The sequence below is a fragment of the Bacillus sp. SG20033 genome (genome assembly GCF_044570195.1).
Classification (GTDB): Bacteria; Bacillota; Bacilli; order Bacillales; family Bacillaceae; genus Bacillus; species Bacillus subtilis.
The window spans coordinates 302,146-316,094 of sequence record NZ_CP172606.1 but is presented as its reverse complement, the minus strand read 5'-3'; the positions used below and the strand labels follow the sequence as shown (position 1 = coordinate 316,094).

Genomic DNA, 13,949 nt, shown 5'->3' with positions numbered 1-13,949 from the left:
TCGTATTTGTCTTAACCGACTTGCAAACCGTAGTCTGTTGCAATGCGGGCAAGGCCCCCTTGGTAGCCTGAGCCGATTGCGGAGAATTTCCACTCGCCGTTATGTCTGTAAAGCTCCCCTGCAATGATTGCCGTTTCAATAGAGAAATCTTCTGCAAGATCGTAACGGATGAGCTCTTCATTTGTTTCTTCATTTACGATGCGGACAAACGCGTTTGATACTTGTCCAAAGTTTTGGCTGCGCGCCTCTGCATCGTGAATGGTAATAACAAATGAGATTTTATCAATGTTTGCCGGTACAGCGCTGAGATTTACTTTTACATTCTCATCATCGCCTTCGCCAGCACCAGTCAGGTTGTCGCCTGAATGAACGACTGAACCGTTGCCGCCTTCAAGCTGGTTGTAGAAAATAAAGTCGTTTGGAGATGCGCATTTGCCTGCAGCGTCTAACAGAAACACACTTGAGTCAAGATCAAAGTCGTGCCCGCCGTCATACTTGTTCGTATCCCAGCCTAAACCGACAACAACCTTTGAAAGACCCGGATTTGTTTTTGTTAAATCTACTTTTTGTCCTTTTGCCAATGAAATTGTCATGTTTCATCCACTCCTTTTCTTTTATACGTATCGGCTGATAATATCTTCTAATCTCGTATCGTTTGTGCCTTCACCGATCGCCGCAAACTTCCACTCACTGCCGCTGCGGTAGATTTCTGCTGTAATCAGGCTTGTTCTGCCGGCGTAATTGTCTCTCAAATTGTACTTGAGCATTTCCTCGTGATTAGATTGATCAACTACGCGGATAAACGCATTTTGAATCATGCCGAAATCTTGTTTTCTTCTGACACAATCGTAAATGTTCACTACAAATACAAGCTTATCGATGTTTCCAGGCACTTTATCTAAATCTATCATAATTTGCTCGTCATCGCCCGCACCGTCACCCGTCAGGTTGTCGCCTGTATGCTGTACACCGCCGCAGCGGCTTTTCAGGTTGCCGAAATAAATCAGGTTTTTCTTATCGGTGAATTTTCCGTTTTCCAGCATCAGCACTGAAGCGTCACAGTCGATATTCGGACCGCCTCCGCCAAGCAGTTTGCTGAAGAACCCTCCGCCTGAGGACACTGGGTCCCAGCCGAGACCGACCATCAATTTTGACAGACCGGCTTTTCCTTTTGTTAAATCAATTCGTTGACCTTTTTCTAAAGAAATTGCCACACGATTCACTCCTACTCATCGAAATGTGAAGATAGTCACATTTATTTTTACGCTCACAAGGAAAATAAGCCGTAAATTACTAATATATACGTTTGTTATTATATCAAAGTTTCGTAAAAGTTAAGAATAATTGACGAAAAACCTCGAAAAAAAACTTCCATATTTGATATATGATTTGCAAATGCTATAAAGTGCGCTTCTTAAACAAACCATTTGACGCGGGCAAGTCATTTTGCCTATTCTTGTGTCACCATCTAAAAACAGACAGAAAGGAAGCGGCCTTTTGATTCATTTAAGCATACTTGATCAGGCACCTGTTTCTAAAGGAGAGAGCCCTGTGACAACTCTTCAGCATTCAGTTGAGCTTGCCCAATTAAGCGAAGAGTGGGGCTATAAGCGTTATTGGTTTGCCGAGCATCACAGCACGAAAGGACTGGCAAGCACAGCGCCTGAAATCATGATCGCCCGCATCGCAGCACAGACAAACACTATTCGTGTCGGATCAGGCGGCGTGCTTCTGCCCCAATACAGCCCATTTAAAGTGGCTGAAACCTTTCGCCAGCTTGAGGCCCTGTATCCAAACCGGATTGACCTCGGCGTCGGCCGTTCCCCCGGCGGCACGACAAAAACCAGGATTGCGTTAACGGACGGGGTGAAAAAAAGCTTAACCGAATTTAACAGACAGCTGCAGGATGTCTCTTATTTTCTAACAGATTCCCTTCCTCCCGACCATCCGTATGCCGGAATCAAAGCGGCGCCCCTTATTGGCACGGCACCCGAGCTATGGGTGCTTGGTCTTGGTGAAAACAGCGCAAGACGCGCGGCGCACCAGGGGATTGGATATGTGTTTGGGCATTTCATTAATCCCGAGCGAGGAGAAAATGCATTCCGCATCTACCGGGAAAGCTTTCGGCCCTCAGCCCATTTTTCGAATCCGTCCGCACTTTTTACGATTTTTGTCATTTGCGCGAAAACAGATGAAGAGGCAGAAGAACTCGCATTAAGCCAGGATTTGTGGCTTCTTCGCGTCGGGAAAGGCTTGGACAGCCGCGTGCCAAGCATCGAGGAGGCTAAAGCCCATCCCTATACAGCGTCCGATAAAAAACTCATAGAAGAAAACAGAAAGCGGATGGTGATCGGTTCTCCAACCACTGTCAAACAACAGCTGTTAGACCTCATAGACCGCTATGAAACAAATGAAATCATGGTTCTGTGCAATGTGTTTAATTTTGAGGCGAAAAAAGAATCGTATGAGCGCCTTGCCGGATTGTTTCTATAAAAAAAGCAGTTTTTCCTAGGGAAAACTGCTTTTTATGTTATCAGCGCCTTTTTTTGCGCTGAGCTTCTTTTTTGATAAACGTCCAAACTCCCTGAACTGCAAATCCGATTAATAGCAAAACGATCAATAGCAGGGTAATAGACGGACCTGGCGGCGTCCCGAGCTGATAGGATGATGTCAGTCCCGTAAATACGCTGAATAACGAAATGAGTATGGCTGTAATGAAAACCATGTTAAAGCCTTTTGCAATTCTGATGGCGAATGCTGCCGGCAATACGAGCAGGGCTGATACAAGAAGGACCCCGATGATCGGAATAATGACTGAAATCGCAAGGCCTGTGACAATACTGAATGACAACGAGAGAACGTTTGTATTGATTCCCGATGTTTTGGCTGTTGCTTCATCAAACGTCAGCAGGTAGAGCGGCCTTCTCAGTACGATAAAATAAAGCAGGATCAGCAGTGTGATAATACTGATAATATAGACCTGCTGCTGGTTTACTGTCACAAGCGATCCAAATAGGTATTGATCGATGCTCATATTGGCTGTGCCTTTGGAAAGGCTGATTAAAAACATCGCGAAGGACAAACCAGCTGCCATTAAGATGGCAATGGACACTTCTGAATAAGTCCGATACGCCCGCCGCATGTATTCAATTCCGATCGCGCCAATGGTCACGACGACTATGCTTGCTGCGGTTATATTGGTGCTGAGAAAAAAGCCGATGGCAACACCTGACAATGAGATATGTGAAAGTGTGTCAGCCATTAAGGCCTGTCTTCTGAGAACGAGATACACTCCTAGTATCGGAGCCATGACGGCGATCATGCCGCCTGCTAGAAAAGCTCGTCGCATGAATTCCAAGTCAAACATTTCCATCCGCCTTTTTCTCCTCTCTCTAATCGAATCACTTTATCTAAAAATTGCTGTACTTCGTTTTGTTCGTGAGTAACCATCACAACTGTGCGGTTGTGATTTTTCACAAGGTGATGCATAAATTCGTAAAATCCTTTTCTGCTGTCGTAATCAACAGCTGTCGTCGGTTCGTCCAGCATCAGCAGATCCGGGTTGCTGGCGAGCATTCTGGCGATACAGATTTTCTGTTTCTGTCCGCCTGATAAATCACCGATTTTACGGTGGCGGAGCTCCCACATTTCCACCATTTTCAGTGCTTTTTCTACTTCAAGATGATCTTCTTCATTTAAACGTTTAAACCATTTCCCTTTTGTATAGCGGCCTGACTGAACAAGCTCCAGCACCGTGCTCGGAAAGCCGGCATTAAATGAAGAAATTTGCTGCGGGACGTACCCTATGGTCAGGCGTTTCCCTTCTGTATTCCTTTTACTGATCGTCACTGTGCCTTCCCACGGTTTCAGCATGCCGAGCATTACCTTTATGAGCGTCGATTTAGATGCGCCGTTTGGTCCAGTGATGCCGACGAACTCACCGCTTTCAATATCAAGTGATACTTTATCTAAAACAGGCGTATGGGAATAGCCGAAAACGATATCTTTCAATGAGACGAGATTCATGTTAATCTTCCTTTCTCACAAAGAAATAGTGTGCACCCTCCGGCGCACACTATCTTATGATTTAACCAATAGTGAATCTTTCAGGGCATCGAGGTTTTGTTTCATAATGTCGATATACCCTAAACCTTTATCCTGTTCTTCTTTGCTCAAGCCTTCCAGTGTATTCAGCACTTCTGTCTTCGCGCCGATTTCACTGGCGAGCGTATCTGCGACCTTTGAGGATGCAATTTCTTCAAAGTAAATGACTTTTACATTATGTTCTTTGGCATATGTTTTCAGCTTTGCCAAGCTGGCTGCGCTCGGTTCTTGGTCAGGTGAAAGCCCTGCAATCGGAACCTGCTTCAAGCCGTATTCTTTTGCCAGATAGCCAAAAGCTGTATGCTGCGTGATAAATTCTTTTTTCTCCGCTTTTTTTGCGGTTGTACGATATAGTTTATCAAGATCCTGCAGTTTTGCAATATATTCTTTACTATTTTTCTCATAGTATTCTTTGTTATCCGGGTCCTGCTTCACGATTTGCGCCGTAATATTTTTAACTTCCTTCTGTGCCAGAACAGGGCTGAGCCATACGTGAGGGTCCATTGCATGACTGTGCTCATGCTCCCCATGATCATGCTCTTCGTGTTCTTCTTCAGAGCCTTCCATTAAATCAATGCCTTTGCTTGCATTAACGAAAACGGCATGGCCTTGGCCCATGCTTTTTTCAGCTGACGGAACCCATGTCTCCATGTATTCACTATTATAAACGAACAAATCAGCATCCTGAATGTTGGCAATGTCTTTCGGCGTCGGTTCCCAATCATGCGGTTCAACGGAAGATGGGATTAACAGATCCACATCGCCTTTGTCTTTTACAATTTGTTTTGTGAATTCATACATCGGGTAGAACGTTGTGACAACGTGCAGTTTATCACCCTTTGAATCCGCCGACCCTTTTGTTGATGAGTTGCCGCATGCTGCAACCAATAAAAAGCACGCTGCAATCACAAACAAACCGCTCCATTTTTTAAACATATCGTATATCCCCTCTTTTTCAGAAACTTTAAATCAAAATGATAACGATTTTGTAATCCTATATCATAATAAACCGAAGTCATTACGTTTTGCAAGAATAAATTTCATTTTCATTTATTCTTCCCGCCTGCAGAGCGAATATATGTACTAAAAAAACCCGGCTAAAAATGCCGGGCTACTTCAATCATTAGTTTGTTTTGTCCAGAAGATAGACCCTGCTCTCATAAGGCCGGAACACCATTTCGTCAGCAAGATCATCGTTGTTATAATTGCTGAGAAGCAGAGAGGCCTGAGCTTTGCCGCAGTTCTTGGGCCACTGAAAAACAGCCTGCTCTTTTGAAAAATTATTGACCGACAAAAGCTGCTGTTTACTGTTTTCTCTCATGTATACAAACAACTGCGGATCATCCGGAAGCAAAAGATCAAAGCTCCCTTTCATGAGGTCAGCGTACTGCTTTCTCAGGCTGATCAGCTTTTTGTAATAGATTAAGACCGAATCAGGATCTCCCTGCGCTTCCTCCACATTGATTGCGGTGAAGTTCGGATTGACCTTCAGCCAAGGCGTGCCGTCAGTAAATCCGGCATTTTTGCCGCTGTTCCACTGCATCGGGGTCCGGGCGTGATCCCGGCTTTTGGCTAAGATCGATCTCATCACATCATTTGGATCATAGCCTTTTTCAAACACCCGTTTATGATACATATTGATCGTTTGGATATCTTTGTAGTCTTCAATCCGGGTAAACGGCGCGTTTGTCATCCCGATTTCTTCTCCCTGATAAATATACGGCGTGCCCTTCATAAAATAAAGTACGGTTGCCAGCATTTTCGCTGATGCTTTGCGGTATTCCCCATCGTCTCCGAATCTGGACACAATCCGGGGCTGGTCGTGGTTGCACCAAAACAATGTATTCCAGCCTTGATGTTCAAGCTTCTTTTGCCATTTTGTCAAAACCGATTTTAAATCAGAAAGCTCAAGGGGCTTCAAATCCCAATATTCTTTTCCGGGCTGCTGATCAAGCTCCATATGCTGAAAGTGAAAAATCATATTCAGCTCATGCTTATCTGTTCCCGTATATTTCAGGCCTTCTTCCGGTGTGACACTGCCGACCTCTCCGACAGACATGACATCATATTGGGAAAACACTTCATCTGTCATTTCTTTTAAATAGTCATGGATTCGTTCGCCATTTGGCTGAAAGGGCTTCGGCTTTGCCTGCTGATTGATATAGTCCTCATACGAAGGAAGATATTCTTTCTTAGAAATGAGATGGAGCTGATCAATTCGCAAACCGTCGACCCCTTTATCGAGCCAAAATTTCATCATGTCATACACCGCCTGGCGAACTTCGGGATTTTCCCAGTTTAAATCAGCTTGTTTGACGGCATTCATATGGAGATAGTATTCTCCGGTGTGCTCCTCGTATTGCCAGACCGGGCACCCATAGTTTGAGAGCCAGTCCGTCGGCGGGCCGTTCTTTGTGCCGGGACGCCAATAATAATAGCTGCGGTATTTGCTGTTTTTGTCCAGCTCCGCTTCTTTAAACCACGGATGCTCGACCGAGGTGTGATTTAACACAAAGTCCATCACCAGCTTTAATCCCCGCTGATGCACCTGGTCCAGCAGCTCGTGAAAATCGTCCATTGTTCCGTAAGAATCCATAATCGCCTTATGGTTTGTCACATCATAGCCGTAATCAACATTCGGAGAAGGATAGATCGGGCAAATCCAAATCACATCTGCCCCGAGCTCCTTTATGTAGTCAAGACGGGAAATAATCCCCCGCAAGTCCCCAATTCCGTCTCCATTGCTGTCCTGAAAGCTTCTCGGGTAAATTTGGTACACCACTGCATTCTTCCACCAGTCCGTTTTCATCCCGCAATCCCCCTGTTTTGTCTTCTATTCAAGCTGAGATGGATAAAGTGTCATTCCGCCGTCGACGAAAAGTGTTGCGCCGGTCACATAGCTTGCTTCCTCAGATACGAGCCAAGCCGCTGCTGCCGCCACTTCTTCAGGCTTTCCGAAGGCTTTCATCGGGATTTTTTTCAATTGTTTTTGCCTGCTCTCTTCCTTTTTCGTATCAACATTTGATTCTGTGGCAATGGTGCCGGGCGCTATCGCATTGACGCGGATTCCCTTATCCGCATAATTGAGCGCCAGCGTTTCCGTCATCATCTTGATGCCGCCTTTGGATGTGGAATACTGAACGTTGACAGGGCGCGGAATCTGCTGATGAACACTTGAGATATTCAGCACATTGCCCTTGATATTGTTTTTCATCATGTGGTTAAGTGCTGCTTTCGCTCCCAGAAAGGTTCCGGTAACATTGACATCAATCACTCTCTGCCAATCTTCAAGACTCATCTCATGCGGCATCGCCTCAACACCGTTAAAACCGGAGTTGTTTACCATCACATCGAGCGTGCCGAAATGCTCTAAGGCTGTGTCCAAGAGCGCCTGAATCCCCTCTTCTTTTGACACGTCCGCCTCAACTGCGACGGCTTTCCCTCCGTTCTGCTTAATGATTTCCAGGGTTTCATCGGCTCCAGACGGGTCGCTGTGGTAGTTTACAACAACATTCATTTTCTCCTGTCCGAACCGTTCCGCAATGGCTTTCCCGATTCCTTTTGAAGACCCTGTCACAATCGCTGTTTTTCCGGTTAAATCTTTGTACATACTTGATATCCTCCTCTGATTTCTCACTATGCAGTGGAAAATACCCTGTTTTTCCGAGTTGAAAACAGCACAAAAAAAGCAGAGAACTTGTAGTTCTCTGCCATTTCCTATTGAAAACGCTGCTCGGCAAGCTTCTTTTTAATATTCATCAGCCTGCGGTAAAAGAAAGCGGCGGACTCGTAATGTTCCAGCTGATTGAAACGTTCCGCTGTATCATGCAGCAGATCTTCGGCGTCTGCAAGAAGCTGCCTGGATTCCAGCAGGTCAAAGCATTCTGTAAGCACGTTCAGGTCACCGTTTCCAAGATACAGCTCATGAATGAGGCGGAATTTCGTCAAGTACATGTCATCCTCCCATTCAGACGCGCTCTTTATCCCGCGGTCATACGCCTCTACTGCTTTGTCGTATTTTCCCTCTTTACAGTAGATATGGGTCAGTGAAAATACAGCTTGAACAGCTTGCTGAAAGTTGTGCTCCTCAAAAATGGCGGCGGCTGTTTTGAAATAGCCCTCCGCTTCTTTGTAATCACCCAGACTGTACTTACAGTGTCCGACATTATAATAGGCAGCGGCGATCATGTACGCTTCTTCAAGCTGCCTGGCATGATCTAAAGCGCTGCACAAGTGGGTCAGTGCTTTTTCATGATGATACACATCGGTCAAATTTCCGGCGATGATAAATTCACACTGAACCCGGCGGCGACCGTATAGTTCATATTTCGTATAGATATCAAGCGCCTGGCTCGCATAATTCATGGAAAAATACGTTTGTTTGATGTGATAATACACTTCTGCGACTTTAAAAAGAAACTCAGCTTTTTCGATCTCATCCTCGACATACTCGAGCTTTTCCTCGGCATGTTTATAATGGTCAATCGCTAATATGAAATTTTTCTGCTTGAATTCGTACATTCCTCTGAAATAATAAAAGTAATATTCCAATAAGCCCGTGAGTTTTTGCTGATTGCTTTCAATTTCGTTCAGCATATCAGAGAACGGAGGCTTGGTGTCGCTGTCTTTCACCGGCATCAGCTTATCAAGCATGATTCGATGCCGGAATTCCATCAAAGAAAAATATAAAAGCAAGTCCTGGTTCTCTTCCATATCTTCTAAATCGTATTCAATCTCCTGCTTTAACGCTTCTGCTTGATCTGCTTCAAATGCGCGAATGAGCTTGTACCATTCATTCAGCTTTACTGCTACTTCTTCTGATGGAATCTTTGCTCTCATCGGTCTGCCTCCTTCCTCCTGCTACTATTTATGTTATATTTTATCATAGCTGTTCGCTTTTAGAGAGAGTCAATCACTTAAAAGCGTTAACATTCAGCACATCTTGAGAAAGTGAGACCGATATGAAGTTACCCGCAAAAATATTTGTTATCTTATGTATTCTATTTCTTCTAGATCTTTGTTTTAGTTATATTCGGCATGAATGGCATTCTCAAAACGCCTTGCAGGACATGCCTGTCCCCTCGGATCTTCATCCGATTGTGAAGCAGAATGCCGATGCACTCAAAGCCGCTGCAGCGAATAAAGGCATTACCGTCGTCATTACTGAAGGATTCAGGTCCTTTAAGGAACAAGATGAATTATATAAACAGGGACGTACAAAAAAAGGGAATATTGTCACCTATGCAAGAGGAGGGGAATCGTATCATAACTATGGTTTAGCGATTGATTTCGCCCTTCAAAAAAGGGATGGAAGCATCATATGGGATATGGAATATGACGGCAATCAAAACGAAAAATCAGATTGGCTGGAGGTTGTCGAGATCGCTAAGACACTCGGTTTCGAATGGGGCGGGGATTGGAAACGATTCAAGGACTACCCCCACTTGGAGATGATTCCTAACTAGACACCCCTCACAGCCTTTTCTTTTTCCTTATGTGCGCATCAATATAGGAAGGGTAAACCGGCTTATAGACAAGTTTGTAGTGCTGGTCACTGCCTGCAGTAAAGTCAGGCTGCCATTCCAGCTTCACATCAAAAGCGGCTAAAAACGCTTCTCTCGCTTCTTCAGCGGAAACATCCGGCCTGTGATTTATCGCTTCCAATTGTTCAGGTTCAATATCAGGCGCCATAAAAGCGTCAATCAACCCAGTTTCCGGATTGACAATGATGCGGGCAGCGCCGAACCGCAGCGGCACTCCTTTATACCAGACAGAAAAATGGTTGCGGACTCTCCCTCTTTCATCAATTCGGACGGGATTCACCCTGAAAAACTCAGCCGCTCTCGGATAGAGGGCATACAAAAATTGAAGCGCTATCTCTTGGCATTCTTCCGTGGAGCATTGGCGGTTGTTCGGCCGCTCCATAAAAGAAAGCGCTGCTTTTAATTTTCCGGTTCTTTTATCCGTCTTCATTTTGATTGTGTTTTTATTTCTCGTTTCAAAATAGCTTCCTATGCTTAAATCCTTACGCTCCGGCGCAGCGCCCCTGCGCCATGTGCTTCCAATTTGTTCTCCAAAGTCTCTTTCACTGACTTTCTGCATATCAGAGGTAAAACCCAGCAAGGCAAATATATCAACTTCTTCCTTGTTCTGAAGCGGCGGCAGTGGCGCCGTGTTTTCTATTCTTTCATCTGCGATATGCTGGTCGGGCACAATTTCGTCTACATCTGCGGGATAGCTGTATCCCGGGAGAATCGGTTCATAAACAAGCCTTGGTTCCTGTTCGCCATCAATAACATCGTACATCAGCTCAAAAGACATTGTGTTTAAGTAATGGGACACAACCTTCTCTTTTGCTACAAATTCCGTCGGAACTTCGGCTTTATACCCTTCCCCGTAATATAGAAAGTGGACAACCTGACCGCTTCGTGTCATATCAATTAAAAAACCTGAATTGGGAATCGGAAGCCCCAGCTCCATTTTGGTATAGACAAACCGGATGTGCTGCCCCCGTTCTTCCTTGCCTTGAAAATGAAAATTCATAAATGTGCCGGGATGATTGGCAGCGGCAAACTGAAGAGCCGTCAGCTTCAGCTCGGCATCTGGAAGTTGTTTGTCTGTCTCGGAGCGGACAGTTGTTGAAAAGGTGAGCAAAGCGCCGTCATTTCTAAGTTCAACTGTAATGTGCTTTTCCGGATCTTTAGGGTCCTTCCAGATAAAATATGCCTGCCCGTTCTTCTTTTGCTTTTGGTCGTAATCTTCTATCTCAAGCTCATAATGTGTCGGTACATTTCCGATCTCCTGCGCCTTCTTTTTCAGCTGTTTATTAACCAATGAAGTCATCCCTTTCAAAGAGTCTACGACAAAGAGAATCCTGTTTATTATATAAAAAGACCTTTCTTCTTTTAAAGTGAAGAAAGGTCCTTTTCTATTATTGTCATTGTTTTTCGAGATTCTTTCTGTTACTTTCATCACGTACTCTCTTCTATACCTGAGGCAATTGCGTGACTTTTGGCTGTTTTACCATGAGCTGAAGACAGGCTCTCCTGTATGTGCATCGATAAAACGCGGATACACCGGCTTATAGACGAGCCGGTAGCTGTGTTCTTCATCATCTCCGTACTCTCTTTCCCAGCCAAGCTCAACTTTAAAATGCTGCCAAAAGATAGCCTTGGCTTGTTCAACTGAAATGGCCGGCACAGGATCAATGGTTGCCAGCTCATTTGGGTCAATATCTGGTCCCATATAAACGGTGATATACCCTGTCTGGCGGCTGACACAAATTTTGATCTGCCCAAATCGGATCGGAACTCCGTGACAATGCGCTTCAAACGTAAAACCAGCGACTGCGTTTTCTTCTTCATCCTTTTCATCGTATCTGATCCTAAAATATTGATCGGCATTCGGAAATAAAGCAAACAGAAAGCGAAGCGCGATTTTTTCGCACTCTGCCAAAGTTACTGTCAGCGGCCCTTTTTCCTCCATAAATGACATGACGCCTTCGAGTTTTCCGGTTTCTTTGTTATAGATGGTTTTCAGCACTTGATGAGTCCGTCCCTTAAACCAGCTGTCCATGCTTTTATCCGCCGGCTGATACACAGGGTCATCCGGATTCCGCCAAACGATTCCGATTCTCCCATCTCCCAAATCCGCTTCCCGCTCTTTGACAAACCCATTTTCAATACCAATCATGCTGTCAGGATCGGCCTTTTCGCGGATGCCCTCGAATAAAGGGAGAGGAAAGCTCTCCGGCTCCCTGTAATCATCGTCATCATCAACTCCTCCTTGTTCTTCTTGAACCAAATCCGCAGGTACGGTAATCGCCCTGCATTCAGGCTCGTACACCAAATGCGGCTGATCATCTCCATTTTTGTAAACAGAACGATGGAGAACCTCAAACAAAAGGTCGAACTCCACGTCCTTCTTGATAAAGGCAAGTGCCTCTTCAACATCCGCGACCCTCTTTGGCTTGATGATGCTGCCCGCTTCGCCGTAATAGCGGAAGTAAACGATCTCACCTGATAAGGAAACATCAGCCATAAATCCGCTCATGGGGAGAGGAAGCCCAGCCTCCATTTGAACATATGAAAATCTCACTTTATCGCCGTATGCACGGTCATTTTCTTCACGAACAAAGGCAGAGAGTGCCCCTGGATGATGAGTCTCGACAAATTGGCGTATGATATCCTCTAGTTTCTCCTCAGACAGCCTTTCTCCGCTTTCAGGCTCAATATCACGGGAAAGGGATTCCAGCTCCCCGTCCGGTCCAAGTTCCACGATAATGCCTATATTCTCATCCTGAGGATCCACCCAACAAAAATGGGCTCTTTTATCATCACCGCCATAATCTTCAATTTCCAGTTTTAAGTGTGTCGGCACCCGGCCGATTTCCAGTGCTTTTTGTTTCAGTTCCTCTTTCTTCACAAAGACAGCCCCTTTCATCCTTCTTAAGTTCCCTCCAACTAATCAAAAAGTAATAGTCTAAAATACACAGTTTTCTGAGTTTACCAGTTTTACCAGAACATTTTTCACCAAAAATAGGATGATGAACCTATTCAATATAAAAGCTAATAATCTTAAAATTAATTCCGTTGTAACTTTTTATAGGTCCATTCATGACAAAGGAGGGCGGAGTTTCCAGAAAATCCGGTGAAAACCGTGAGAAAAGAACTGATTTTTTTGGTTATATGATGCTAATCCATTCAAAAAGATCCATTTCTCAAAGACAAAAGACTCCCTTTCCTAAACCATTTGAGGAGGAAAAATGAATGTTTCAGAAAAAAACGTACGCTGTTTTCCTAATTCTTCTGCTGATGATGTTTACAGCTGCTTGTTCCGGCAGCAAAACAAGCGCGGAGAAGAAAGAATCAGAAACAGAAAAAAGCTCAGATATAGCTCAAGTCAAAATCAAGGATGTCTCTTATACGCTTCCGTCTAAATATGATAAGTCCACTTCAGATGACCAGCTTGTGTTAAAAGTCAATGTCGCGGTGAAAAACACAGGAAAAGACCCGCTGAATGTAGACAGTATGGATTTCACATTGTATCAAGGTGATACCAAAATGTCTGACACAGACCCTGAAGACTATAGCGAAAAGCTTCAAGGCAGCACGATTAACGCTGACAAATCCGTTGAAGGAAATCTTTTCTTCGTTGTAGATAAAGGCAAGCAATACGAGCTTAACTATACGCCGGAATCTTACGGTGATAAAAAGCCAAAATCAGTTACTTTTAAAATTGACGGAAAAGACAAAAAAATCCTGGCGACGGCAGATAAGCTCCAAGATTCTGCAAAAGCGTTATCAGCTTATGTTGATGTCCTTCTTTTCGGCAAAGATAACGCCGATTTCGAAAAAATCACCGGCGCTAACAAAAATGAAATTGTAAATGATTTTAATGAATCAGCCAAAGACGGTTATCTCTCAGCTTCCGGCCTTTCCAGCACATATGCGGACAGCAAAGCGCTTGATAATATCGTGAACGGCATTAAAGAGGGATTAAGCAAAAACTCTTCCATTCAGGCAAAAACGACTTCAATCTCTAAAGACGAAGCAATTGTTGAAGCCACAGTTAAACCTGTAGATGCATCTTCTCTTTCAGACCGTATCGAAGACAAAGTGAAAGACTACTACAGTAAAAACTCTAGTGCCAGCTATGAAGAGGCAGTGAAATACGCGCTTCAAGTCTATCCTGAGGAATTCAAAAAGCTTGGACCTGCTTCATCTGAAAAAACAGTTGAAGTGAAAATGAAGAAAAATGACATCGACCAATGGCAGCTTGATATGGATGATTACAGAGCAGCAGAATTAGTCGAAGCATTCATCAAAGAATAAAACACCAAAAGG

The 13,949-nt window shown here is 44.4% G+C and carries 14 protein-coding genes; 4 read left to right on the top strand and 10 right to left on the bottom strand.

Annotation, left to right across the window (positions count from 1 at the left end; translation table 11 throughout):
- Positions 1 to 11: 11 nt before the first annotated feature.
- Entirely contained in the window at positions 12 to 593 is a 582-nt protein-coding gene (locus ACFVP7_RS01725) for a TerD family protein (protein WP_003234723.1), read from the bottom strand.
- Between the two features lie 21 nt (positions 594 to 614).
- Positions 615 to 1,214: a TerD family protein gene (locus ACFVP7_RS01720; RefSeq protein ID WP_003234725.1), complete on the bottom strand. Its 600-nt coding sequence runs from the start codon at positions 1,212 to 1,214 to the stop codon at positions 615 to 617.
- Positions 1,215 to 1,497: 283 nt separating this feature from the next.
- On the opposite strand from ACFVP7_RS01720, the gene ACFVP7_RS01715 reads away from it, so the two are divergent.
- Positions 1,498 to 2,493 carry an LLM class flavin-dependent oxidoreductase gene (locus tag ACFVP7_RS01715; RefSeq protein ID WP_124060120.1) on the top strand — a complete coding sequence of 332 codons (996 nt, stop codon included), beginning with the start codon at positions 1,498 to 1,500 and terminating at the stop codon, positions 2,491 to 2,493.
- 40 nt (positions 2,494 to 2,533) lie between these two features.
- Here ACFVP7_RS01715 and znuB read toward each other — a convergent pair whose 3' ends face one another.
- From znuB to rapJ, 6 genes are all read right to left on the bottom strand, one after another.
- Positions 2,534 to 3,373 (bottom strand): zinc ABC transporter permease ZnuB, encoded by an 840-nt coding sequence (gene znuB, locus ACFVP7_RS01710; RefSeq protein ID WP_101169860.1) that lies wholly within the window; start codon positions 3,371 to 3,373, stop codon positions 2,534 to 2,536.
- Positions 3,331 to 4,026: a zinc ABC transporter ATP-binding protein ZnuC gene (gene znuC / locus ACFVP7_RS01705; RefSeq protein ID WP_014475714.1), complete on the bottom strand. Its 696-nt coding sequence runs from the start codon at positions 4,024 to 4,026 to the stop codon at positions 3,331 to 3,333. The genes znuB and znuC overlap by 43 nt, the downstream gene beginning before the upstream one ends.
- 54 nt (positions 4,027 to 4,080) lie before the next feature.
- A complete protein-coding gene (locus tag ACFVP7_RS01700) occupies positions 4,081 to 5,040 on the bottom strand; it encodes a metal ABC transporter substrate-binding protein (RefSeq protein WP_003234733.1) in 960 nt (319 codons plus the stop codon).
- 187 nt (positions 5,041 to 5,227) lie between these two features.
- A complete protein-coding gene (locus ACFVP7_RS01695; protein WP_212060606.1) occupies positions 5,228 to 6,913 on the bottom strand; it encodes an alpha-glucosidase in 1,686 nt (561 codons plus the stop codon).
- Positions 6,914 to 6,937: 24 nt separating this feature from the next.
- Positions 6,938 to 7,714 carry an SDR family oxidoreductase gene (locus ACFVP7_RS01690; RefSeq protein ID WP_003234739.1) on the bottom strand — a complete coding sequence of 259 codons (777 nt, stop codon included), beginning with the start codon at positions 7,712 to 7,714 and terminating at the stop codon, positions 6,938 to 6,940.
- Between the two features lie 107 nt (positions 7,715 to 7,821).
- Entirely contained in the window at positions 7,822 to 8,943 is a 1,122-nt protein-coding gene (gene rapJ, locus ACFVP7_RS01685) for a response regulator aspartate phosphatase RapJ (protein WP_064672038.1), read from the bottom strand.
- A 122-nt stretch (positions 8,944 to 9,065) separates the two neighbouring features.
- Here rapJ and cwlK point away from each other — a divergent pair, with 122 nt between their 5' ends.
- A complete protein-coding gene (cwlK, locus tag ACFVP7_RS01680; protein WP_124073440.1) occupies positions 9,066 to 9,569 on the top strand; it encodes a peptidoglycan L-alanyl-D-glutamate endopeptidase CwlK in 504 nt (167 codons plus the stop codon).
- A gap of 7 nt (positions 9,570 to 9,576) precedes the next feature.
- On the opposite strand, the gene ACFVP7_RS01675 is transcribed toward cwlK, so the two are convergent.
- A complete protein-coding gene (locus tag ACFVP7_RS01675) occupies positions 9,577 to 10,938 on the bottom strand; it encodes a YcdB/YcdC domain-containing protein (protein ID WP_396583247.1) in 1,362 nt (453 codons plus the stop codon).
- Positions 10,939 to 11,124: 186 nt separating this feature from the next.
- Entirely contained in the window at positions 11,125 to 12,546 is a 1,422-nt protein-coding gene (locus ACFVP7_RS01670) for a YcdB/YcdC domain-containing protein (protein WP_396582931.1), read from the bottom strand.
- Between the two features lie 173 nt (positions 12,547 to 12,719).
- Between ACFVP7_RS01670 and ACFVP7_RS01665 the strand changes: the two genes are divergently transcribed.
- Complete coding sequence (locus ACFVP7_RS01665) at positions 12,720 to 12,872, top strand: hypothetical protein (protein ID WP_021481864.1); 153 nt, start codon at positions 12,720 to 12,722, stop codon at positions 12,870 to 12,872.
- Positions 12,873 to 13,937 (top strand): DUF4352 domain-containing protein, encoded by a 1,065-nt coding sequence (locus tag ACFVP7_RS01660; protein WP_003234750.1) that lies wholly within the window; start codon positions 12,873 to 12,875, stop codon positions 13,935 to 13,937.
- Positions 13,938 to 13,949: the final 12 nt, after the last annotated feature.

Bases quoted from the DNA above. Each gene is read 5' to 3' on its own strand.
- ACFVP7_RS01725 (WP_003234723.1), bottom strand. From the start codon at position 593: ATGACAATTTCATTGGCAAAAGGACAAAAAGTAGATTTAACAAAAACA.
- znuB (WP_101169860.1), bottom strand. From the start codon at position 3,373: ATGGAAATGTTTGACTTGGAATTCATGCGACGAGCTTTTCTAGCAGGC.
- znuC (WP_014475714.1), bottom strand. From the start codon at position 4,026: ATGAATCTCGTCTCATTGAAAGATATCGTTTTCGGCTATTCCCATACG.
- ACFVP7_RS01700 (WP_003234733.1), bottom strand. From the start codon at position 5,040: ATGTTTAAAAAATGGAGCGGTTTGTTTGTGATTGCAGCGTGCTTTTTA.
- ACFVP7_RS01695 (WP_212060606.1), bottom strand. From the start codon at position 6,913: ATGAAAACGGACTGGTGGAAGAATGCAGTGGTGTACCAAATTTACCCG.
- ACFVP7_RS01690 (WP_003234739.1), bottom strand. From the start codon at position 7,714: ATGTACAAAGATTTAACCGGAAAAACAGCGATTGTGACAGGGTCTTCA.
- rapJ (WP_064672038.1), bottom strand. From the start codon at position 8,943: ATGAGAGCAAAGATTCCATCAGAAGAAGTAGCAGTAAAGCTGAATGAA.
- cwlK (WP_124073440.1), top strand. From the start codon at position 9,066: ATGAAGTTACCCGCAAAAATATTTGTTATCTTATGTATTCTATTTCTT.
- ACFVP7_RS01670 (WP_396582931.1), bottom strand. From the start codon at position 12,546: ATGAAAGGGGCTGTCTTTGTGAAGAAAGAGGAACTGAAACAAAAAGCA.
- ACFVP7_RS01665 (WP_021481864.1), top strand. From the start codon at position 12,720: ATGACAAAGGAGGGCGGAGTTTCCAGAAAATCCGGTGAAAACCGTGAG.
- ACFVP7_RS01660 (WP_003234750.1), top strand. From the start codon at position 12,873: ATGTTTCAGAAAAAAACGTACGCTGTTTTCCTAATTCTTCTGCTGATG.